Below are 20,023 nucleotides of genomic sequence, written 5' to 3'. Positions count from 1 at the left end.
TGGTGGCCCATGGGGCCATCACCGGAATTTTTGACCGCAGTCCAGGCGCTGGGCTGCCATGCGGGAGCGTGCCCAATGCACCGGACAGCAGACAGTCTGAAGCCGAAAACGGCGCGGGAAATCGGCATCATGCAGGGATTTCCGCCGCCGCCGGAAAAACGGCCGACGCTGGACAACTGGGATCTGGCCCCCTTCAATCGCTGGTCCTTCCAGAACATGCGGTGCCTGTTTCCCACGGCGGATGTGCGCAGCGGTCCCGCTGCGGCTGCGCCGCTGCCAGTTGCGCTGCAGGAGCTGTCAGAGGTCTGTTTTGCCACCGGCGCAGGCACCCGCCAGTGGGTCGGCGATTGGCTGTGGCAAAGCTACACCGACGGGTTTTTGGTGCTGCACGGTGGCACCATCGTCACCGAGTTCTACGCCAATGATTTTCATGCCGAGGCGGCGCATCTGGGGCAGTCGGTCTCCAAATCCGTGATCGGCATCCTCGCCGGGATCTTACACGGCGAGGGGCTGCTGGATCTGGCTGCCCCGCTGGAGGAGATCGTGCCGGAACTGGCGGGCACCGGCTATGCGGGTTGCACGGTGGATCAAGCGCTGGACATGCTGTCCGGTGCGCGGTTCTCTGAGGATTATGGGCTGCCGGGCAGCGACATGACCCGGGTCGATATCGCCTCGGGTTGGCGCCCGGTGCGGGACGGGGAGATCAAGCCGACCATACGCGACGTGATCCTCTCCCTACCGCAGGAGCGGGCGCATGGGCTCGGCTTCTCCTATCGGTCGATTGAAACCGATGTCATTGCCTGGGCGCTGGAGCGGGTAAGCGGTACGGATCTGTCTGCACTGCTGTCCGACCGGATCTGGCGTAGGCTTGGCTGTGAACAGGATGGGTTCTTTACCGTCGATGATGCGGGCACGGCGCTGGCCGATGGGGGGTTCAATGCGAGTCTGCGGGACTATGCCCGGTTCGGACATATGGTGCTGAATGGCGGCCGGGTTGGCGATGACCAGATCGTGCCCGAGGCCTGGATCGATGGTATCTGCACCGGCGCGGATCCATCGAAATTCGGCGCGCCCTATGACGTGCTGTCACCGCAAGGCGCCTATCGGCGGTTCTGGTGGGTGCACGATCCCGGGCGCGGCGTGTTCATGGCCCGGGGTGTGTTCGGTCAGCTAATCTTTATCGATCGCAGCGCCGATGTTGTGATCGTAAAGCTGTCGAGCTGGCCTGACTATCTGATCCCGGCCTTTGGTCTGGATGCCGTGCAGGCCTGCGAGGCCATCGTCAGCGCGCTGGGCTAGGGCGGGGGTTACCGTCGTGCGGGGCGGCGCAGGATGTAGATATCCATGATCCAGCCATGCTCCGCGCGCGCCTTCGCGCGGACCTTGATGATCTCATCTGCGGCTTCGTGCAGCGCGCCGGATAGGGAGATTTCATTCTCCATCCCGGCATAAGCCGCCCACCAGATCTGAACACCTTCGGGGTCGATGGACTGAAAACTACAGTCGCCGTCTAGCATGATGACCAGCGTGTCGGCACTCTCCGGCCAACCCGCCTCGCGCAGCTGGCGGCCGGTGGTGATGGTGACGGGATCACCGATCTCATTGAGGGGGATGGCATGGCTCGCCGTCAGCGCCTGGATCGAGGTGATGCCGGGAATGACGCGAATGGAAACCTCGGTCCGGGCCTGAAGCCGCGCGGCAATGCGCATGGTGCTGTCGTAAAGGGATGGATCGCCCCAGACCAGAAAGCCGACCTTGCCGCCCCGGGGCAGGTGCTGATCGATGGTCTCTTGCCAGATCTCGGCAATGGCATCGTGCCAGTTATCCACGCGCTTGCGATAGCTGGCGGTCGCGGGATCGCGTTGTGGCAGGTCGAATTCGACGATCTCTGGCCCCGGCGATTTGATCATCCGGTTGCAGATGTCGCGGCGCAGACCGGCCAGATCGTCCTTACCGGCGCCCTTGTTGGGGATGAGGATCAGATCCAGCCCGTTCAGGGCTTCGACCGCCTGCAGGGTCAGGTGCTGGGGATTGCCGGTGCCAATGCCAACAAGGGTGAGATCAATCATGTCAGGTGCCTTTGGAAAAGAAACACGGCCCCGAAACGGGGCCGCGCTATGTGACACATCAGATGTCGGCGACGGGCTTACGCAGCCGCATAAAGGCGGGGCGTGACCAGCCCGCTGCGCTCCAGACCGCGCAGGCTCTTGGCTGCCGCGAGGACGGCCAGATCGGCGAGCGGCTCGATCAGGATGACGGTCATGTAAGCTGCACCAAAGGTAAAGACCGAGGCCATGGTTTCGGCACCGATGCCCTGACCGTAGAAGGCCCAGAAAGCGACCCAGCCGACAACGCCTGCCTGATAGGCGGTCGACAGCGCCAGCGCCTGAGAATACTTCAGATCAACATAGGCAGTGTTCGGAGCGATGATCCGCTTGGCCAGTTCCTTCATCGCGAACAGCGGGACCAGCAGCGTGGTCAGGTTGATGAAATACTGCGGCAGATCGATCGGGGCAAAGAACACGCCCTGGATCAGAAGTCCCATCGCCAGACCGAAGGCAGCAGGTGCAGCGCCCAGCAGCAGGAACAGGGTCGAGCCGAGGATGAAGTGAACCTCGGAAACGCCCACAGGGAAATGCGGCAGCACTTCGAAGAAGGTGAAGACGCCGACAGTCGCAATGGCCGAACGCGCCGCAAAGGATGCGATGCCGGAGGTGGCCAGATCTTCCATCGTCTTTTTCGCAGCAAAGCCCATGGCGCCAGCGGCGGTGGCATAGGACAGGGCGATTTTGACGCCGTTTACGATTCCGGGTTCGATATGCATGTTCTGTCTCCTTGCCGCCTCACCCGGCGGCATTACATAGGTTATGGTTGGGCCATCTTGGCCACGTCTTCCAACGGCAGGTCTCCTGACTCGCGGGTCGATGCCGGTCCGGGGCCTTCCCAGTCCTGATAGGGACCAGTGGCGATGCCCGGTGGCTCTCCGCTCACAGTTGCGGGGGCAGTCACGGATTTGGCGCCTGATGGCTACACCTCACCGTGTTCCCTTTTCATCCTTGGGTCTTGGACCCGTCGGAACCTTTGGTCTTTCAGAGATGACACAGCGCTTACAAAGCTGTCAACGTGTCTGGCGCGTCATCCGTGTTTCAATTGCGGCATATGGGCGATCAGCGGGGCAGGTCCTCATCGGCCAGGGGACCATAGAGGATCAGCACCGGTGCCTTGGTCTCCATCGCGCGCAGGACCTCGGGGAGTTCCCCCACCGTGTGGCAGGACAGCGACTGATCCGGGGTCGAAACACCCAGCGCGATCAGCGCGTGCGTCTCGGGCGGCAGCCCGGCCACCAGCAACCGTTCGGCGAGCGCTGCAAAGGTGCGTTTCCCCATGTAGACAACGGTCGTGGCTTCGGGATCGGCGAGGGCGGTCATATTCAGCCCTTCGGGCAGGCCGCCAGTTACGTCATGGCCGGTGATGAACTGCAGTCGTCGCGCGGTCAGCCGCCGGGTCAGCGGGATATTGGCGGCCGCAGCAGCTGCCGAGGCCGCAGTGACACCGGGCACAATCTCGAAACCGATACCTGCCTGCCGCAGCGCGGAGATTTCCTCTTCCAGACGGCCAAAGACGCCGGAATCGCCGGATTTCAGCCGCACTACATGCGCCCCGGTCGCGGCGTATTCGACCAAGAGCTGGCTGACGTGGTCCTGCCGGGGTGAGGGGCGCCCTGCACGTTTGCCCACTCCGACGAGATCGGCGTCCTTGCGCGCATGGGTCAGGATCGGCCCCGATGAAAGGTCATCGAACAGAACCGCATCGGCTGCCCCCAGCCGTTTCACCGCCTTGACGGTCAACAGTTCAGGATCGCCGGGGCCGGAGGAGACGAAACTGACAAAACCGCTCATGATTGCTCTCCGGTGATCAGGTGGAAGAAGGTGCCGGTCACATGGCCGCGTATCGATCCGGTTTCCGGCACCGGGTTGCCATCCGCGTCCATCACCCGGGCCAGCGGGGCATCGGGGTCGTCCAGTATGGTCGAATAGTGGAACTCATGCCCGCGCAAGGCACCGCCTGCGGCAAAGCCCGGCATCGGCGCCTCCAGAACGGCGCGGCGGTAGCCGAGGTGGAATTTCCGTTTTTCATATGAGGTGACGAGCCCCAGCAACCCGGCCATGCGGTGACGGTTGCCGTCCTTGTCGATCAGCGCCTCGCCCAGTGCCATGTAGCCGCCGCATTCGCCATGGACTGGCCGGGTTTCGGCGTGTTTGCACAGGGCGGCGCGGAAGGTCCCGGCAGCGGCCAGCCTGCCGCCGTGCAGCTCGGGGTAGCCCCCCGGCAGCCAGATCAGATCAGCATCCGGGGCCGGAGCTTCATCGGCGAGAGGGGAGAACGGCAGGATCTCGGCCCCGGCGGCGCGCCAGCCCTCCAGCAGGTGCGGGTAGGTGAAGGAAAACGCCGCATCCCGCGCCAGTGCGATGCGCTGCGCAGGAGGTTTCGGCAGCGGGGCCGAGGCGGGCGCAGCTCCGGCGCGGGCGGCGGATTTGATCGCCTCCAGATCCACGTTTTCACGCAGGAAGGCGGCATAGCCCGCAATCGCGGCCTCAAGATCCGGGTGCTCCACCGCTTGGATCAGGCCGAGGTGGCGCTCGGGCAGGGTCAGATCGCCACGCCGGGGCAGGGCGCCAAGGACGGGAATGCCCGCGCGCTCCATCCCGAGGCGGGTCAGCCTTTCGTGGCGCGGGCTGGCAACGCGGTTGAGGATCACCCCAGCAAAAGGGAGATCGGGATCATAGGCGCGAAACCCCAGCGCCGTGGCGGCCGCGGATTGTGCCTGCCCCCCGACATCAACCACCAGCACCACCGGCCAGCCCATGCGTTTTGCGGTTTCCGCTGAAGAGCCAAAGCCGCTTTGGCCGCGCGTGGCAACGCCATCATAAAGCCCCATGGAGCCTTCCCCGATGCAGATCTGCGCGCCGTTTGCCTGCCCCGCAACGGCATCCAGAAGGCCGCCATCCATCGCCCAGGTGTCTAGGTTAAAAGAGGCCTGCCCCGCAGCGGCCAGATGAAAGGCCGGATCGATATAATCCGGTCCGCTTTTGAAGGGCTGCACGGCAAGACCATCCTCGGCCAGTGCGCGCAACAGGCCCAGCATCACAGTGGTCTTGCCCGTGCCCGAGGCGGGCGCCGAAATCATCAGACCCGGCGGATAGGATCCGGTCTTGCCCGTTTCAGTCATCGCCTTCGCTCCAATCCGCCCATTGGCTGTCGGCGCTTTGCGGGCGGTAGCGCCGGTCATAGTCCTGCGCGTAAAGGCAGCTTTCGTCGAAGTGCTCGGCACCAAGGGCACGGCCCACGAGGATCAGCGCAGTGCGCCCGCGCGCGCCTTCGGTTGCCTCGATCAATGTGCCTAGGGTGGCCTTGATGATCTTCTGATCCGGCCATGTCGCCCGCCAAACCACTGCGACCGGGCAGTCGTCGCCATAGGCCGGAGAGAGCCGCGCCACCACATCGTCCAGCACATGCACCGACAAGTGAATGGCCAGCGTCGCGCCGGTGCGGGCGAAATTCTCCAGCGTTTCGCCCGCAGGCATCGAGGAGGCCCGCCCCGAGGTGCGCGTCAGCACCAGCGATTGCGCAACGCCCGGCAGGGTTAGCTCGGCGCCAAGCGCAGCGGCGCCTGCGGCAAAGGCGGGCACGCCGGGGGTTACGTCATATGGAATACCCAGATCGCGCAGACGGCGCAGTTGCTCGCCCATGGCGGACCAGACCGACAGATCGCCGGAGTGCAGCCGGGCCACATCCTGCCCCGCCTCATGTGCGGCCTCGATTTCGGCCACAATCTCATCCAGCGACAGGGACGCCGTGTTGATGATCTTGGCGCCCTCCGGGCAGTGCTGCAGCAGCGCCTCGGGCACCAGCGAGCCGGCATAGAGGCAGACGGGGCAGGCGGCGATCAGGTCGCGGCCACGCAGGGTGATCAGGTCGGCAGCACCGGGGCCGGCGCCAATGAAGTGAACGGTCATGAGGTCAGTCTTTCTGCAATGGCCGCAGTGGCAAGGCCATCTGCGGTGACAACGCGGGGAACGAGAAGGCGGGCGGTTGCTGTGGTGCGGCCGTGGCATGCGCCGCAGAGGGCAGCCGCTTCGGCTAGCGATCCGGTTGCGAACCGGGTTTTGATACGGGGCGACATGGTCGGCGTTTCGAGGCCCGCAATCGCCTCTTCCGACAGGGCGATCATCGGCAGGTTCAACTCGGCGGCAAGGGCTTGAAAGGCGGGGCTTTCCACCTTTGCTGCGAGTGAGGCGAGCGCATCGGGCTGATGCCCGGTCAGCGCTAAGGCGGCGCGCAGGTCGGCGACGGTCGCCGCTTTGCGAAATCCCAGACCCGCGACCTTCATCGCGTGACGCTCCACTGGATGACAGGACGCGCGCGCTCCCAGCCGCGCATCGAACCAAGCGGCCCGGCTTCGGCCAGTTCCACCTTCATCAGATGCCCGCCGCGTGTGGCATGGGCCTGCATCAGCAGGGTCTCGGTCTCTAGTGTCACGCCATTGGCGACGATCCGCGTGCCCTCGGGCAACACTTGCCACAGATGATCCAGCAACGCCTGTGAGCCACCGCCGCCGATGAAAACGCAATCGGGTATTTTCTGTCCATCCAACACATCCGGCGCGCGGCCCAGAACCGGTTTCATGCGGTGTTCAATCCCGAACCGTTCGGCATTGGTGTGGATGTTGATGAGGCGGTCAGCGCGCGGCTCGAAGGTGATGGCGCGGGCACCCGGGGCCGCAAGACACCATTCCACCGAAACCGAACCGGATCCGCCACCAATATCCCACAGCAGTTCGCCTGCGCGGGGCGAAAGGGCCGATAATGTCAGGGCACGGATCGGGCGTTTGGTGATCTGCCCGTCGCTCTTGAACAGATCGTCGGGCAAGCCGCTGGCGCGGGGCAGGCCCGTGCTGCCCGCCACCTGAAGCGCGGCCACCACGGGGGCGGCGATGCCGGTCAAATCAAAGGTTTCTGCGCGACTGCTGCGCACTTGGGCGCGGGGCCCGCCCAGCGCCTCCATCACCTTCAGCGTTGTTGCGCCGAATCCCTGCGTGGTAAGCCAATCGGCCAGCGCGGCAGGACTATTGCCATCCCGAAGCGTGCAGATGATCCGGGCTCCGGCTGCCAGCACAGGGGTCAGCCGAGCGAAGGGGGCAGCATGAAGGCCAAGGCAAAGTGTCTCCTCCAGTTTCCAACCCAAGGTATTTGCCGCCAGAGCAAAGCAGGAGGGGGCGGGGTGCGATACCCATTCATCCGGGCTGAGATGCGCCACCAGCGATCCACCCGCGCCGTGCCAGAAGGGATCGCCCGAGGCCAGCACCACGGCGCGTTGACCGCGCCCCGCAAGCACCGGATCGATGGAAAACGGAACCGGCCAGGGCTGGCCGCGATTACCTGCCTGCACCAGATCCAGATGGCGGGGGCCGCCAAAAATCACCGCGGCCTCGTCCAGCGCCTTCCGGCTTGCATTCGCCAGCCCAGCCGGTCCATCGTCGCCGAGGCCAACAATGGTCAGCCATTGTTTTACAAGAGGATCAGACATGACGCGCATCCTGCTTCTGGGAGGCACCACCGAAGCCTCGCGCCTTGCCGAGGCACTGGCCGAGGCCGGGATGGATGCGGTGTTCTCCTATGCGGGCCGCACGGCGCGTCCCGTCACCCAGCCGCTGCCACTGCGCGTCGGGGGCTTTGGCGGGGGCGAGGGCTTGGCGGCTTTCCTTCAGGCCGAAGGAATCACCCATGTGATCGATGCAACGCACCCCTTTGCCGCGCAGATGAGTGCCAATGCGGTCTATGCCTGTGAACTGGCGAATGTGGCGCTTTGTGCATTGGAGCGCCCCGCATGGCAGGCGCAGTTGAGCGACGACTGGCGCCATGTGGAGAACTTGGCCGAGGCGGTTGAGGCGTTGCCGGAAGTGGGGGCGCGAGTCTTCCTGGCGATCGGCAAACAGAACCTCGCTGCCTTTGCTGGCAAACCCGGAAACCACTATCTGTTGCGGCTGGTGGACCCGCCCGAAGGCCAGATTCCCCTGCCGGACAAGACCGTTGAAATCGCGCGTGGCCCGTTTGATGTGGCGGGGGATCGGGCACTGATGCAGGCCCATGGTATTACCCATATTGTTTCCAAGAACGCTGGTGGTTCCGGTGCCGAAGCCAAGCTGCAGGCGGCGCGCGATTTGGGGCTGCCGGTGATCATGATCGCCCGCCCGAAGGTGCCGCAGCGCCTGACCTTTGGAGCCGTGCCTGCGGTCATGGCGTGGTTGTCTGGCCGCCCGGATCACGGGGCCGAACCTTCTGCGTAGCGGGGCGTGTAGACGTGCCGCCCGATGGCCCGCGTATCGCGGTTGCCAACGATCACCATGGTGCGCATGTCCGCCATTTCCGGCCGTGCGTCCTTCAGCGCGACGGTGGTGATCTCCTGCGTCGGCTTGGTGACGTCCCGGGCAAAGCTGATCAGGGTGTTCTCTCCGCAGGCCGCGCGCAGGATCTCAAGCGCGCGGGCGAACTGGTGAGGGCGGGACTTGGAGCGTGGATTGTAAAAGGCCATGGCAAAGCCCGCTTCACCCGCCGCGCGCAGGCGGGTTTCGATCAGCGACCAGGGTTTCAGATTGTCGGAAAGGTTGATCGCCGCGAAATCGTGCCCGAGCGGCGCACCGATCTGGGCGGCGGCAGCTAGCATGGCGGTAATGCCGGGCAAGACACGGATATCAAGCTCCAGCCAGTCATTCGGCCCAGCCTCAAGCGCCTCGAACACGGCGGAGGCCATGGCAAAGACACCGGGATCGCCAGAGGACACAACGACAACCCGGCGTCCCGCAGCGGCCATCTCAAGCGCATGGGTGGCGCGGTCGACCTCGACCCGGTTATCCGAGGCATGAAGCACCAGCCCGTCGCGCGGCGCGATGCGTTTCACGTAAGGGATATAGCCGACGATATCTGTTGCGGCGTCGATGGCATCGCGCACCTCTTGGGTCACCAGCGCCTCTTCGCCGGGACCTAGGCCCGCGACGACCAGCCATCCGCTTTCTGTCACTTGCGTCATGGCCGACGTCCCTGTCCATGCACCAGCACGATCGAGAAATAAGGCACCTCGCCAACTACTTCGGTCAGCTTTTGCACGCTCTGTGTCGGCATGGTGCCGCGTTCCACCAGCCAAGCATCGTCGAGCTTGCCCGCCGCCTGCAGCGCGCGGCGCAGTTTGGGCAGGTTGCGGCCGATCTTCATCACCACCAGCGCGTCGGTTCCGCGTGCGCGCTCGGTCAGCTCATCCTCGCTGAGCGTGGCCATGGCGACGGTCAGCACATCGTCGCCCCAGGTGATCGGCTGATCGGTGGCGGTCCAGCAGCCGGACATGCCGGTGATGCCGGGAATGATGTCCACCTCGGCGCGGGCCTGAAGGCGGCTGTGCAGATGCATGAAGGAGCCGTAAAGGAAGGGATCGCCTTCGCAGAGGACAACGACGTCGTCGGTCCGGGCGATCTCCTCCAACCGGTTGGCCCATCGATCGTAGAAGTCCGACAGCAGGCGATTGTATTCGGGATCGGAGAAATGGATCTCCGTTGTTACCGGATATTCCATCGCATGTTCCTGCACCGTGTCTGGCAGCAGATGTTCGACGATGGTGCGGGCCTGACCCCTGCGGCCTGCTTTGCGGAAATAGGCGATGTGGCGCGCGCCGGTGATGGCGCGGTGCGACTTCACACTCATCAGGTCCGGATCGCCGGGGCCGAGGCCTGCACAGATAACTTTGCCCATGGTTATTCTTTCCAGCTGGCCAGCGCGTTGACGGCTGCTACGGTGATGGCCGATCCGCCAAGGCGGCCCTTCACGATCATCGACGGCACGGGAAGGTCCTGCATCAGCGCCTCCTTGGATTCCATGGCGCCCACAAAACCCACCGGGCAGCCGATGATGGCCGCGGGGCGGGGGCAGGCGGGATCCTTCAGCATATTAAGAAGATGAAACAGTGCGGTCGGGGCATTGCCGATGGCGACCACGGCATCGTCGAGTTTTGGGCGCCACAGCTCCAGTGCGGCGGCGGAGCGGGTGTTGCCCATCTCCTTGGCCATGTTCTGCACCTTCGGATCGCGCAGGGTGCAGATCACTTCGTTGTTCGCGGGAAGGCGCGGGCGGGTGATGCCTTCGCTGACCATATAGGCATCGCAGAGGATCGGCGCCCCCGCCGCCAGCACCGCGCGGGCGGTTTCGGCCATGCCGGGGGAAAAGCGGATATGCTCCTCGAGCCCCACCATTCCGGCGGCATGGATCATGCGTACGGCGACGCTTTCCTCATCGCGGGTGAAACGGCCCAAATCGGCCTCGGCGCGGATGGTGGCAAAGCTTTCGGCGTAGATCCTGGCGCCATCGGTTTCATAGGTGTGGAGCATGTCAGCTGCCCTCTGTCAGAAGTTCGGGAGCGGCGCGCAGGGCGCGGGCGCTCAGGCTGTGTTTGATCGGCTGATCGGCGGCAGAGCCGTTGCGGATCAGGGTGAAGGTGTCATTGGCAGTGGCGGTCAGGGTCAGCTGTGCGGCGCCAGGATGGGCGCAGCCCTTGGCGCAGCCGGAGACATGCAGATGGGCGTCTTCCGGCACATGCGGCGCCAGATCGCGGGCCAGATCGCGGGTCGCTGAAAGCGCCTGCAGGCAGCCGGGGGCCCCGGTGCAGGCGTTCACCCGCAGGCGCGGATCCGCTGCGTCCAGGATCAGGCCGGGCAAGGGAGCGATATTGCTGGCACCTTCGATCAACAGCATCCGCCAGGGCGTGAGGCGCAGGGCGCCGTGATCGGCAAGTGATGTGAGCGTGTCCGCTAACATTTGGCCAAATTCCAGCGCAACCAACTGGCCTGCGCCCGTTTGGCCCGGCCTGGCAGCCGTAGCAGCCACGGTGGCGACCAAGCTATAGCCTGATGGAAGTGGTGTGCCTTTGGCTAGGTGCTGCCTCATCCGCCCGCGCCCATCGGGTGCACCACCAGTGTCGAGGAACCATCGGGCGAGGTTCAGTGCCTCGGGGACGGCGGTTTCCCGTGTCACGGACAGGCCAAGCTCGGCGCCATCGGGGCGCAGGATCAGGCCCGATGCATCGCGCTCGATACGGATATCTGCGGCAGAGTCTTGCAGAACGGGCGCTGTGCCACAGTCCACCGCGAAACCGAATTTTCCCGGCAAGCTCAGATCCGTGGCCGCTTTCAGGGTCGCCGCCAAATTACGGGCAATCACTGCGTTGTCGTCGCCTTCTGTCCAGAAGGGTGTCAGCATCACATTGCGCCGTGCTTCGGCAGCCTCATCTGTATCGAGAAGCCCAAGATCCCGTAGGCCAGAGAGCAGCGCCGCGTGGCTGTCGTCCTTGATGCCGCGCATCTGCAGGTTGGCCCGGGCTGACAGGTCAAGAAGGCCATTGCCATGTCGCCGGGACAGTTCAGCGACGCCGCGGGCCTGATCGGGGCTGAGCCGTCCCATGGGCGCACGGATGCGCACCACCAGCCCGTCGCCCGACATCATTGGGCGCAGGGCACCGGGGCACCATCCGTAGACTTTTGGGGCCGCGCTCATGGTGCGCCCTCCAGTTCAGCGATGATCGAATTGCGCCGGGTGACCCAGAGTTCGGCCTCAGCCAAGGCGCGGAAGCGGTCGCGCAGGGCGGCCAGCGCGTCGGGGTTTTCCCGCTCCAGGAACTCCACCAGATCGTCCCGGCCAAGGGTGGCTTCGAAATAGAGGTCAAACAGGTGTGGCGGCACTGCCTGTGCCAGATGGGCGAAGGCCGCCATGTGATCGAGCGTTGCAGCAATCTCGGCGCCGCCGCGAAAGCCATGGCGCATCATCGAAGTCGCCCAATCCGGGTTGGCGGCGCGGGCGCGGGTGACGCGGGCGATTTCCTCGCTTAGGGAGCGTGCCTGCGGTGTATCAGGGCGGGTGGCGTCCATATGGTATAGTACGGGCGCTTTTTGCCCGATACGGGCCATGGCGGCGGCAAAGCCTGCCTCATGCGCAGCGTAGTCCGAGGCCACGAGGAGGTCCGTTTCCGGCAGGTCCTGAAGATGCACAAAACTGTCGGCGCCCTTCAGGCGGTCTTCCAGCGCGGTGCGGGCCTCGGCAATCTCGCCCTTGGCGTCGATGGCATGGGAGGAGGCATTGAGCCAGGCTTCCCCCGCCTCCCTGCGGGCCTCGTCCGAGTAATCGTCCAGATGTGCGCCCATGGAGAGGCCGTATTGACCGGGTTTGGGGCCAAAGACCCGCGGGGCTTTTGTCTGGTAAGGGTTGTCATCGGCTGCTTCTTCGCGGCCCGCAAGGGCGGCGGCAGCGGTCTCGAACATCTGGGCAAGGCCGGGGAAGACATCGCGGAACAGGCCCGAGACGCGCAGGGTCACATCGATGCGGGGGCGGTTCAGTATGGAAAGCGGCAGAACCTCGAAGCCCGAAACCCGTTCGGAGCCTTCGTCCCATTTTGGAGCTAGACCCGCCAGATGCAGGGCCATGGCGAATTCCTCGCCCGCGGTGCGCATGGTCGCCGATCCCCATAGATCAATCACCAGCCCCCGTGGCCAGTCGCCGTGGTCCTGAAGATGGCGGCGCAGCAGCTCTTCCGCCAGCTTGACCCCCTGCGCATGCGCCGCCCGCGAGGGCACCGCCCGTGGATCGGTGGTAAAGAGGTTGCGCCCGGTGGGGATCACGTCCGTGCGGCCGCGAAACGGAGAACCAGAGGGGCCGGGGGCCACCAGCCGCCCCGAGAGCGCATCCATCACCCCGGTGATTTCCTGTGGTCCGCACTGGCCGGTGCCAAAGATGTGCAGGCCCTCGCCGTACTGGCTTTCCTTGATGTCGCAGACGAAGGCATCGATGCGGGTGATCGCCTCGGCGGCAGAGCAAACAGGGGTAAGGCCCAGATCCGCCTCTACACCGGTGCCTTGCGCCTCGGCGCGGATATCTTCGATCAGCCGGTCGCGGCGGGCGGGGTCCAGCCCGTCGGCGGTGGAATACTCATCCAGGAGGCTTTCAAGCCGCGCCATACCCTCGGGCAGGGTGGTTTGCGCAAGCGGGGGCGGCAGGTGGCCTATGGTCACGCCGCCGATGCGCCGCTTGGCTTGGGCTGCCTCGCCCGGGTCGTTGACGATGAAGGGATAAATCACCGGCAAGTGGCTGGTCAGGGCCTCGGGCCAGCAGGTGTCAGACAGGGCGACCGCCTTACCGGGTAGCCATTCCAGCGTGCCATGGGCGCCAATGTGAAGGACTGCATCAACCTGTTGCTGGAGCCAGAGGTAGAAGGCCACATAGGCATGGCGCGGGGTGCGGTCGAGATCGTGATAGTCATAGACGCGGGTCGTAACCTCGCCGCGTTCGGGTTGCAGGGCGATGATCGCCTTGCCTGCGATGAGGGCCTTCAATTGAAAGGCACCATCCTGCAGATCCGGGTCATCTTCGGGGGTACCCCAGGCCGCCTTGAGGTCGGTTTGCAAGGGGTCGGGAAGCGTTTTCAGAGCCGCCTTGTAGTCTGCCAGCGGCAAGGCGATGCGCTCCTCTACGAGGCGGGCACCAAGATCGCCTGTCCCCGTGACGCTGTAGCCCTGATCGGCCAGAGCGCCCAGTAGCTGTTCGCAGGAAGCCAGCGCATCAAGGCCCACCGCATGGGCGATGTTGTAGTCGCGCCCCGGGTAGGTGGAAAGCACCAGCGCGAGACGCTTGTCGCGGTTTTCCAGTTGCGCCAGCCGCAGCCAGCCTTCGATCCGGTCCACGGCGGCGCGCACGCGGCCCGGATCGGCGCGGTGGGCAAAGCGCGAATACTGGAGGTCGGGGTCTTTCTTGGAAGGCGCCTTGAAGCTGACCACGCCCGCCATGATACGGCCATCCACCTCGGGCAGGACCACATGCATGGCAAGGTCAGCGGGCGACAGTCCGCGGGTGGCGTCGGCCCAGTCCTTGCGCCGCGCGGTGGAGAGCGCCACCTGAAACACCGGACAGCCAGTCACGCTGAGCGGCGAGGGGCGCCCGTCTGACCCTTGTGCCGAAAAGGCGGTGGCGTTGATGATGCCGGCGGGAGCCAGTCGGAGGAGTTCCTCGGCGAGCCAATCGGCGGCGGCCGGGGCCTTCAGGCTGGCAGCAAAGATGCCATAGGCGGCGTAGCCACGGGCGCGCAGATCCGCGATCAGCGCATCCACCGGGGCGGTATCGGCCGAGGTCAGGTAGGAGCGATAGAAACTGACCAGAACCAGCGGTTTGCCCTCTTGGGGGGGATCCGTGATGACGCCCTGATCCGGGTCATAAAAGCCGTGGTCCGGCATGGTTTTAAGGCCCGGCACGGGACCTGCGTATAGCCCCGCCGCGAGGGCCATCTGCGCAAGGGCCGCCTGCGCTGCAACCGCGCCGCCTGCATCGCAAAGAGCCTGCAAGCGCCGCAGAGTTGAGACGGGCAGGGTGGAAAGTTCATCAAGCCGTGGATCTTCGCGCCCATCGGCGGGCAGGATTGCCAGCGCAATCCCCTTGCGCCGGGCCAGGTCCTGCAGGGTGGCAAGCCCATAGGACCAGTAGCTTTCGCCGCCAATGAGGCGCACCAGAACACCCTTGGCGCCTTCCAGCGTCTGTTCTGCATAGGTGTCCACCGACAGCGGGTGTTTCAGCGCCACCAGATTGGCGAGGCGGCAGGAGGGCAGCTTACCGCCCGCCCGGTGCCAGCCCGCGGCAAAGGCGCCTAGATCGCTGTCGGAAAAGGACAGAACGATCAGGTCAGCTGGATCCTGCCCGACGTCAAAGGGCGTAGCGATTTCTTCAAGGCCGTGGCTTTCGCGGAAGACGACATGCATGGGTCAGCTCCACCCGATCTGATCGGATACGCGGAGGACGGCCCACTGCCGCGGGTGGGGGCAAAGCCCCCGCCCATGGGGGCGGTCGGGGGCTGTCCGGTCTTTCGACCGGACGAGACAGCTGTTTTTGCCCCGGTCTTGCACCAAACTCAGGCTCCCAGATCCGCGTGGATGCCCGCGACGTCGATATCGTCGTGTTCGGCAATCACCACCAGCTGGGTCTTGCGCGGCTGGGCGCCCCAGGGTTGGTCGTATTGGGCGCGCAGCCGTTCGCCCACCGCCTGAACCAGCATGCGCATCGGTTTCCCTTCCACCGCGACATAGCCTTTGACGCGCAGAATTTTGCGGTTGCGGGCCATGTTGACGATGCGGTCCTGCAGGTCCTGCGGGTCGGAGACTTCGCCCATTTCAACGACGATGCTTTCAAAATCATCATGCTCGTGATCGTGGTGGCCATCGTGATGGCTGGGGCGGGCCTCCAGATCGTTTTCGGCCGCCGCGCCGATCCCCAGCACCACACGCGGATCGATCACGCCTTCGCTCATCGGCAGGATCGGCAGTTGGCGCGGGGCTTCGGCTTCGATCACGGCACGGGCCTTGGCAAGGCCTTCCTCCCCGGCAAGGTCTGCCTTGGACAGAAGCACGATATCTGCACACGAGACTTGGTCCTCGAAGACTTCGGACAGCGGGGTTTCATGATCCAGACTGTCGTCCGCCTCGCGCTGGGCCTGCACGGCGTCAAGATCCGGGGCGAATTGCCCTGCGGCGACGGCCTCGGCATCGGCAAGGGCAATGACCCCGTCTACGGTGATGCGCGAGCGGATCGCGGGCCAGTCAAAGGCTTTGAGCAGCGGTTTCGGCAGCGCCAGCCCGGAGGTTTCAATCAGGATATGTTCGGGCGTTTCCGGCAGGGCCATTAGGGCCTCGATCGTGGGGATGAAATCGTCCGCCACGGTGCAGCAGATGCAGCCGTTCGCCAGCTCCACGATATTGTTTTCTGGGCAGTTTTCATCGGCGCAGGATTTCAGGATGTCGCCGTCCACGCCCGCAGTGCCGAATTCATTGACCAGCACGGCCAGACGTTTGCCCTGTGGGTTCTGCATCAGGTGGCGGATCAGCGTGGTCTTGCCCGCGCCGAGAAAGCCGGTCACCACGGTGACGGGAATTTTGTTGAGATCGCTCATCGGTTACTCCTCGGATGGGATGTCACCCGGCTGGGGCGCCGGGGGAATGCGGGCGATGGATTGCTTGCGAAAGACCTGCGGGCGCGCACGCCAGGGCACCAGACCATCGGCGGTCGCGGCATAGGCGGCTGCGCCTTGCAGGATGTCATCGACGTGTTGATTGGGATCCAGATCGCCGTAGATGTAGCTCCAGCGCTCCGTTCCGCCGCTCAGCACCATGGAGCAGCCGCGCTTGCAGGCGGACAGGCATTCGACGCCGCGCACCGAAACCCCGTCGGGCAGGTCGGCGGCGCGCAGCGCCCGCAGCAACAGGGTGCCGGGCCGGGTGGCTTCGGGATCAACGCCTTCGCGTTTGCAGGTGGTGCAGATGGTCAGTGTGACCTCTGGCCTGCCATTTCCGGGCTGATCAGCCGTATCCTTCGCCATTGGCGCGCCTCTCCTTGCGTCCTGTCAGACAGACGGGGAGGGGCCAGAGGGGAGCCGCAGTGCTGAAACGACTCACACATCCGGTCGCGGAACACCCCGTCCGCCCGTAGATTAAGTCTGTTGGCAGGTCTCCCGGCTTGCGGATCTCAAGACCGTCGCAGTGCTGCGGGGTCTTTGCGGTTCTCCGGCCTTCCCGGTGTTACCCAGTGGCGTGGAGACCTCTCCGGTCACGGTCGCGGGGGCGGCTGTGCTTGGGCCAGATGGCCGTGTCACATTCCCTCTTCGCCTGCTTTCGCAGGAACCAACAAAATCCCCTTGCGCTATTGCGGGCTTCCTTGTCAAGACATGGTGCCAAACTGCAGGAGGGCACTTGGTGACCGAAAAGTCTGATAACGGCATTTCCGAGGAAGAAGCGGCACGGCACGCGTCCAAGATGGCGAAAAAGAAAGCGGCGCGTGACCGCATGATGGCCAACAAGGACGGTGAAAAGGGGCTGATCATCGTCCACACCGGCCCCGGCAAGGGCAAGTCCAGCTCGGGATTCGGCATGATCATGCGCTGCATCGCCCACGGCATGCCATCCGCCGTGGTGCAGTTCATCAAGGGCGCCTGGCAGACCGGCGAACGCACCCTGATCGAGGAGCATTTCGGCGATCTGTGCCAGTTCTACGCGATGGGTGAAGGCTTCACCTGGGAGACTCAGGACAAGGCCCGCGATATCGCGGCGGCCCGCGCAGGCTGGGAAAAGGCCAAGGAAATGATCCTGGATGAGCGCAACACCATGGTTTTGCTCGATGAAATTAACATTGCTCTGCGCTATGAATATCTGGATCTGGATGAGGTTCTGGAGTTCCTGGTTGAGCAGAAACCACCGATGACTCATGTGGTTCTGACCGGACGGAACGCTAAGGAAGAGCTGATCGAGATCGCGGATCTGGTGACCGAGATGGGCCAGATCAAACATCCTTTCCGCGCCGGGATCAAGGCGCAGAAAGGGGTGGAGTTCTAAGACGGCCAGACCATCTGCAGAGGTGTCACCGGGCAGGGAATACCGTGCCCGGTGCGTTTGGATTGCCCCGCCGTTACGCGGCAATCTTGTCCTTGATATAGGTATCGACCGCGGCGCGTTCTTCCTCGGTCAGGCGCAGGCCCAGCTTGGTGCGGCGCCACAGGAAATCCTCGCCGCTGCGCACCCATTCGTTGGCAATCGCCCAGTCCAACTCCCGCTCGGTGATGGTGGCGCCGAAATCGTGCCCCAGCGCCTGGGCGGATTTTGCATCACCCAGGATCAGCCGCGCTTCGGTGCCATAAGCGCGGATCAGACGCCGGGCCCAATAAGGCGTCAGGAAGGAATAATCCGCTGCAAGATCCGCCTGCAGCTTGGTCACATCTTTGACCGCGAAATTGCCGCCGGGCAGGGGCACACCTGCTGTCCAGTTGCCGCCGACGCCGGGCAGAGCCTCGGAGATCTTGGCAAGCGCGGCCTCGGCCAGTTTGCGGTAGGTGGTGATCTTGCCGCCAAAGATGTTCAGCAGCGGTGCATTGCCCGTGTCCAGTGACAGCACATATTCCCGCGTCGCCGCCGTCGCCGAGCTGGCGCCATCGTCATACAGCGGGCGCACACCGGAGTAGGTCCACAGAATGTCGCCGCGGTGCAGCGGTTTTTTGAAATACTGCGAGGCAAAATCGATCAGGTAGTCCTGTTCCTCGGGGGTGCAGCTGGGGGCCGTCTCCGGGTCGGGATGGTCGGCGTCGGTGGTGCCGATCAGAGTGAAATCTTCTTCATAGGGGATGGCAAAGATGATCCGCCCGTCGGTGCCCTGAAAGAAATAGCAGCGCCCGTGGTCGAAGAGTTTCGGAACCACGATATGGCTGCCGCGTACCAGACGCACGCCTTCGCGGCTGTTCTGGCCCAGTTTCTGGTTCAATACCTCCGCAACCCAGGGACCCGCCGCATTGACCAGCATCCGCGACCGACGCGTGAACACTTGCCCCGTCAGACTGTCCTTCAGGTGGATGAGCCAATGATCCTCGGCGCGTTCAGCCGCCAGAACTTTGGTGCGGGTCATGATTTCGGCGCCGCGCGCCTGCGCGTCGCGGGCGTTGAGCACCACCAGGCGGGCATCCTCGATCCAGCAGTCCGAATATTCAAAGGCGGTCTGGAACTTGTCCTTCAGCGGCGCCCCCGCTTCGTCGCGGCTGAGGTCCAGCTTGCGGGTGCCGGGCAGGATGCCTCGCTTGCCCAGCGTGTCATAGAGAAACAGCCCAAGGCGGATCAGCCAGGCCGGGCGGCGGCCCTTCATCCAGGGCATGATCCGCGTCAGCAGGCGGGAGGTCGGCGTTTCACTGTCGAACCTCATCTCCTTGTGAAAAGGCAGCACAAAGCGCATCGGCCAGGAAATATGGGGCATCGCCTTCAGCAAGACCTCGCGCTCGATCAGCGCTTCGCGCACCAGGCGGAATTCGAAATATTCCAGATAGCGCAGGCCGCCATGAAACAGTTTGGTCGAGGCAGAGGAGGTGGCCGAGGCCAGATCGTTCATTTCTGCAAGGCTGACTGACAGGCCACGGCCTGCCGCATCGCGGGCAATGCCGCAGCCGTTGATGCCGCCGCCGATGATGAACAGGTCGGTGATCTTTTGATCAGTCATTTTCGTTTCTTTCGTTTTGGTTGGCGGTGTCTCCCGCCACGATGATGCGTGTTCCCGCGGCGCGCGCGGCCTCGGCAAAGGCATCGGGCACCGGCGCATCGGTGATCACCACGTCGAGATCCGCCACATCGCAGATCCGCACCGGGGCGGAGCGGTCGAATTTGCTGTGATCGCAGACCAGAACGCGGGTACGTGCGTTTTTCAGGATGGCGCGGGCGACGGAGACCTCGCGACCGTCGTGGTCCATGATGGCGCCATCCGCATCGAGGGCGGAGGCGCCGATAATGGCGAAATCGACCTTGTAGCGGGAAATGAATTCCACCGCGTCTTCGCCGACGATGGCGCCGTCGCTTTGACGGACCGCGCCGCCAACCAGGATCAGCTCACGCGCCTCGCCACCCATCATCATATTGATAATGTTTATGTTGTTGGAAATGACTGTCAGGCCGCGATGGCCGGATAGGGCACGGGCCACTTGCTCGGTCGAAGTGCCGATATTGAGCGTGATCGAGCAGTCTTCGGGTATGAGTTCTGCGGCCTCGGCTGCCATCGCCAGTTTCCCCGCCGCGTTCAGCTTGCGCCGGTCCGCGTAGGCGCGGGTGGCGGCTGAGCTGACGCGCACCGCGCCGCCATGCACCCGCGACAGTGCTCCGCGTTGCGACAGATCCCGAAGGTCGGTGCGCACGGTCTGCAGCGACACGCCGAACCGCTGTGCCAGATCCTCGACCTCGACCCGATCCTGGGTGTTCAGCAGCTCTATGATTTCGTTCTGACGAGTCGTGGCATCCATGGGCTTTCCTTTCCACAGCCCATCTAGCGATTCATTTTCGTTTTGTCATCGTTTGTTTTCGAAAAACTTCGTTTTGCGCGAGCAATGAGAAAGCTCACCTTTAGGCAGGCCTCATCCTGCCGCCCCGGCAGTGTGC

19 protein-coding genes and 2 riboswitches are annotated in these 20,023 nt (G+C 64.3%); of the genes, 3 read left to right on the top strand and 16 right to left on the bottom strand.

Going from position 1 to position 20,023, the window contains the following annotated elements; translation table 11 throughout:
* The first annotated feature begins 75 nt into the window (after window positions 1–75).
* Window positions 76–1,299 carry a serine hydrolase domain-containing protein gene (locus tag SM765_RS04025; RefSeq protein WP_274837412.1) on the top strand — a complete coding sequence of 408 codons (1,224 nt, stop codon included), beginning with the start codon at window positions 76–78 and terminating at the stop codon, window positions 1,297–1,299.
* Between the two features lie 8 nt (window positions 1,300–1,307).
* Here SM765_RS04025 and cobF read toward each other — a convergent pair whose 3' ends face one another.
* From cobF to cbiE, 7 genes are all read right to left on the bottom strand, one after another.
* Window positions 1,308–2,069, bottom strand: coding sequence for a precorrin-6A synthase (deacetylating) (cobF, locus tag SM765_RS04020; RefSeq protein ID WP_274832775.1), 762 nt, complete (start codon window positions 2,067–2,069; stop codon window positions 1,308–1,310).
* Between the two features lie 77 nt (window positions 2,070–2,146).
* Window positions 2,147–2,824, bottom strand: a complete 678-nt coding sequence (locus SM765_RS04015; RefSeq protein ID WP_274837413.1) for an energy-coupling factor ABC transporter permease — start codon at window positions 2,822–2,824, stop codon at window positions 2,147–2,149.
* A gap of 58 nt (window positions 2,825–2,882) precedes the next feature.
* Window positions 2,883–3,098: riboswitch (cobalamin riboswitch) on the bottom strand.
* A 69-nt stretch (window positions 3,099–3,167) separates the two neighbouring features.
* On the bottom strand, window positions 3,168–3,899 hold the full coding sequence (gene cobA, locus SM765_RS04010; RefSeq protein ID WP_274837414.1) for a uroporphyrinogen-III C-methyltransferase: 732 nt from the start codon (window positions 3,897–3,899) through the stop codon (window positions 3,168–3,170).
* Window positions 3,896–5,230 (bottom strand): cobyrinic acid a,c-diamide synthase CobB, encoded by a 1,335-nt coding sequence (locus tag SM765_RS04005; RefSeq protein ID WP_274834778.1) that lies wholly within the window; start codon window positions 5,228–5,230, stop codon window positions 3,896–3,898. The genes cobA and SM765_RS04005 overlap by 4 nt, the downstream gene beginning before the upstream one ends.
* Window positions 5,223–6,017: a precorrin-4 C(11)-methyltransferase gene (gene cobM, locus SM765_RS04000; protein WP_274837415.1), complete on the bottom strand. Its 795-nt coding sequence runs from the start codon at window positions 6,015–6,017 to the stop codon at window positions 5,223–5,225. The genes SM765_RS04005 and cobM overlap by 8 nt, the downstream gene beginning before the upstream one ends.
* Entirely contained in the window at window positions 6,014–6,391 is a 378-nt protein-coding gene (locus tag SM765_RS03995) for a cobalamin biosynthesis protein (protein ID WP_274832780.1), read from the bottom strand. Before SM765_RS03995 ends, cobM begins: the two co-directional genes overlap by 4 nt.
* Window positions 6,388–7,587, bottom strand: a complete 1,200-nt coding sequence (gene cbiE, locus SM765_RS03990; protein ID WP_274837416.1) for a precorrin-6y C5,15-methyltransferase (decarboxylating) subunit CbiE — start codon at window positions 7,585–7,587, stop codon at window positions 6,388–6,390. The genes SM765_RS03995 and cbiE overlap by 4 nt, the downstream gene beginning before the upstream one ends.
* Here cbiE and SM765_RS03985 point away from each other — a divergent pair.
* Window positions 7,586–8,347 carry a cobalt-precorrin-6A reductase gene (locus tag SM765_RS03985; protein ID WP_274837417.1) on the top strand — a complete coding sequence of 254 codons (762 nt, stop codon included), beginning with the start codon at window positions 7,586–7,588 and terminating at the stop codon, window positions 8,345–8,347. The genes cbiE and SM765_RS03985 overlap by 2 nt on opposite strands.
* On the opposite strand, the gene cobJ is transcribed toward SM765_RS03985, so the two are convergent.
* The 7 genes from cobJ to SM765_RS03950 form a co-directional block, all read right to left on the bottom strand.
* The gene (gene cobJ, locus SM765_RS03980) at window positions 8,323–9,087 is read right to left on the bottom strand and encodes a precorrin-3B C(17)-methyltransferase (RefSeq protein WP_274837418.1); all 765 of its coding nucleotides are present in this window, start codon (window positions 9,085–9,087) and stop codon (window positions 8,323–8,325) included. The two genes, SM765_RS03985 and cobJ, sit on opposite strands and share 25 nt — an antisense overlap.
* Window positions 9,084–9,800, bottom strand: a complete 717-nt coding sequence (gene cobI, locus SM765_RS03975; RefSeq protein ID WP_274837419.1) for a precorrin-2 C(20)-methyltransferase — start codon at window positions 9,798–9,800, stop codon at window positions 9,084–9,086. Before cobI ends, cobJ begins: the two co-directional genes overlap by 4 nt.
* A gap of 2 nt (window positions 9,801–9,802) precedes the next feature.
* Window positions 9,803–10,432, bottom strand: coding sequence for a precorrin-8X methylmutase (locus SM765_RS03970; protein ID WP_274834771.1), 630 nt, complete (start codon window positions 10,430–10,432; stop codon window positions 9,803–9,805).
* Window position 10,433: 1 nt separating this feature from the next.
* Complete coding sequence (gene cobG / locus SM765_RS03965; protein ID WP_274837420.1) at window positions 10,434–11,594, bottom strand: precorrin-3B synthase; 1,161 nt, start codon at window positions 11,592–11,594, stop codon at window positions 10,434–10,436.
* Window positions 11,591–14,836 carry a cobaltochelatase subunit CobN gene (gene cobN / locus SM765_RS03960; RefSeq protein ID WP_274837421.1) on the bottom strand — a complete coding sequence of 1,082 codons (3,246 nt, stop codon included), beginning with the start codon at window positions 14,834–14,836 and terminating at the stop codon, window positions 11,591–11,593. The genes cobG and cobN overlap by 4 nt, the downstream gene beginning before the upstream one ends.
* 149 nt (window positions 14,837–14,985) lie before the next feature.
* Window positions 14,986–16,020, bottom strand: a complete 1,035-nt coding sequence (gene cobW, locus SM765_RS03955) for a cobalamin biosynthesis protein CobW (RefSeq protein WP_274837422.1) — start codon at window positions 16,018–16,020, stop codon at window positions 14,986–14,988.
* Between the two features lie 3 nt (window positions 16,021–16,023).
* The gene (locus SM765_RS03950) at window positions 16,024–16,446 is read right to left on the bottom strand and encodes a DUF1636 domain-containing protein (protein ID WP_274837423.1); all 423 of its coding nucleotides are present in this window, start codon (window positions 16,444–16,446) and stop codon (window positions 16,024–16,026) included.
* A gap of 105 nt (window positions 16,447–16,551) precedes the next feature.
* A riboswitch (cobalamin riboswitch) is annotated at window positions 16,552–16,767 on the bottom strand.
* 52 nt (window positions 16,768–16,819) lie between these two features.
* Between SM765_RS03950 and cobO the strand changes: the two genes are divergently transcribed.
* Window positions 16,820–17,455, top strand: coding sequence for a cob(I)yrinic acid a,c-diamide adenosyltransferase (gene cobO, locus SM765_RS03945; RefSeq protein ID WP_274829575.1), 636 nt, complete (start codon window positions 16,820–16,822; stop codon window positions 17,453–17,455).
* 73 nt (window positions 17,456–17,528) lie between these two features.
* Here cobO and glpD read toward each other — a convergent pair whose 3' ends face one another.
* Both glpD and SM765_RS03935 read right to left on the bottom strand, forming a co-directional pair.
* Window positions 17,529–19,097: a glycerol-3-phosphate dehydrogenase gene (glpD, locus tag SM765_RS03940; RefSeq protein WP_274837424.1), complete on the bottom strand. Its 1,569-nt coding sequence runs from the start codon at window positions 19,095–19,097 to the stop codon at window positions 17,529–17,531.
* Window positions 19,090–19,887: a DeoR/GlpR family DNA-binding transcription regulator gene (locus tag SM765_RS03935; protein ID WP_274834764.1), complete on the bottom strand. Its 798-nt coding sequence runs from the start codon at window positions 19,885–19,887 to the stop codon at window positions 19,090–19,092. The genes glpD and SM765_RS03935 overlap by 8 nt, the downstream gene beginning before the upstream one ends.
* Between the last annotated feature and the right edge of the window lie 136 nt (window positions 19,888–20,023).

Source organism: Pseudophaeobacter sp. 1A09344, assembly GCF_041008745.1.
In the GTDB taxonomy this organism is placed as follows: domain Bacteria; phylum Pseudomonadota; class Alphaproteobacteria; order Rhodobacterales; family Rhodobacteraceae; genus Phycobacter; species Phycobacter gallaeciensis_A.
Note: the sequence above shows the minus strand (reverse complement) of the source record. Positions and strands in the feature narration are given on the sequence as shown.